At 57.0% G+C, this 1,620-nt stretch carries 1 protein-coding gene; it reads right to left on the bottom strand.

Going from position 1 to position 1,620, the window contains the following annotated elements:
* Positions 1–281: 281 nt before the first annotated feature.
* Positions 282–1,496, bottom strand: a complete 1,215-nt coding sequence (locus DW003_RS09810; RefSeq protein WP_187361933.1) for an MFS transporter — start codon at positions 1,494–1,496, stop codon at positions 282–284.
* Between the last annotated feature and the right edge of the window lie 124 nt (positions 1,497–1,620).

Raw genomic sequence — 1,620 nt, 5'->3', positions numbered from 1 at the left:
CTTGTCGGCGAGCGCGGTCATCTTCTTGCCGGTCTCGTAGACGTTCTTGCCGTCCTCGACGTAGCCCTCCTGGCTAAAGTGCATGATCTCGATCTTCTCGGTTTCCTTCATGGCTTTTCCTTTCTGTCCTGCACGCAACTCTATACATCGCGTTTCTTTTCGATACCAATTATAGACATACACCTAACGTGTTTTTAATACCACTTATCAATCTGCTCCAATCCTCGGTGAACGGTCGAAATTCTCTGGTGAGTGGTATTAAATTAGAATTGAATGTATAGCTAACACCGCCGACGCCTCCCTTGTGCGACAAAGAACAGCGTTCCTACCAGCGCAATAATGGTCGATGCCCCAAACAGCACCGCCTGGACGCCCAAAGCCTCCGCTAAAAACGGAGCCGCCAGCAGCGGCAGCACGCCGGCGCTCATCAGGCCAAAACGCACAAAGCCGGTAATGCGCCCCAGGTATTTGATGTCGGCGCGCTCCTGAATCAAGATCATCTGTAGCGGTTCTAGGAATCCCCAGGCCAGACCGTTAATCGCCTGACCGATAATCGCGACCCCCAGCATATCGGTGCCCACGTACACCATGGACCCAATGCCCACGGCCATGAGCGCGCCGAGCAGCAATCGCAGGTTGACATGGCGAGTAGAAAGCTTGGTCAGGATGAATGCACCCACCGAGGAAGTAAGGCCCACGACCGAGGACAGCCAGCCCAGCCAGACGATATCCACGTTGAGCACATCACGGTAGAACAACGACTCCAGCGAATCGAACGCGCCAAACGCGAAGAAACCCAAAAAGCCCGAGATAAAGATGAGGCGCAGGTCGTGGTCGCGAAACGTAAGCCGCGCACCCTCGGCCATGCCGCCCAGAATACCGCCCTTCGGCTTCTCCCCTTTTGCGGGAACAACGCACTCGTGACAGCCCAAGGAGAGCACAGCCGCCACACCCATCATGCCCGCCATGAGCAGATAGACCGATTGCGTGGCAAAACAGCTTACGATGGCACCACCGAGCAGCGGACCAGCGGTATAGGCGATATTGCTGTAAAACACCATGAGACCGTTCACGCGGGTACGGCCCTCGGTGGTCGACTCCAGGTATCCCGGAAACGCATGCGTGCAGGTGTTGATAAAGCCGCCCGCAAGCCCCAAGACGCACGCGGCAAACACAAGCCCGGGGACAGACAACGGCGCCAACCCCACGCCAAGCGATAGCACCGCCGTAATCACGCACGTCACAAACGACGTCCGGCGCGGACCAAAACGGTCGATGACCGAGCCCGACACCATATTGCCCGCCGACGTCATAAGATTGCGTACGAGCGTAATGGCAGCAACCAAAAACGCCGTGCCAGCCAGATCATACGTCGCCGCGCCGATAAGCCCTAAAAAGTACACCGCGTTGTTGGCGCACCATTGCAGGGACTCAATAAGAATCAGCCTGACTTCTGCCGGCGTCAGGCGCATTGCTTCGCGATCCTTCGCGAACATACGAACTCCCTCTATACAAGTAAGGGGATGGAGGGCATAGGCCCGCTCCATCCCCTTACCAGGTTGCAACGAAAATCTATGCAGCCGGGCCCTTACGCCAGCACGCCGAAGAACGCGCCGACGA

It is taken from the genome of Collinsella sp. AF36-3AT (assembly GCF_003475205.1).
Classification (GTDB): Bacteria; Actinomycetota; Coriobacteriia; order Coriobacteriales; family Coriobacteriaceae; genus Collinsella; species Collinsella aerofaciens_AF.
The sequence above is the reverse complement of the archived record's forward strand: the minus strand, read 5'-3'. Positions and strand labels throughout refer to the sequence as shown.

Excerpts from the sequence above, each read along its gene's own strand:
- DW003_RS09810 (WP_187361933.1), bottom strand. The coding sequence starts at position 1,496 with ATGTTCGCGAAGGATCGCGAAGCAATGCGCCTGACGCCGGCAGAAGTC.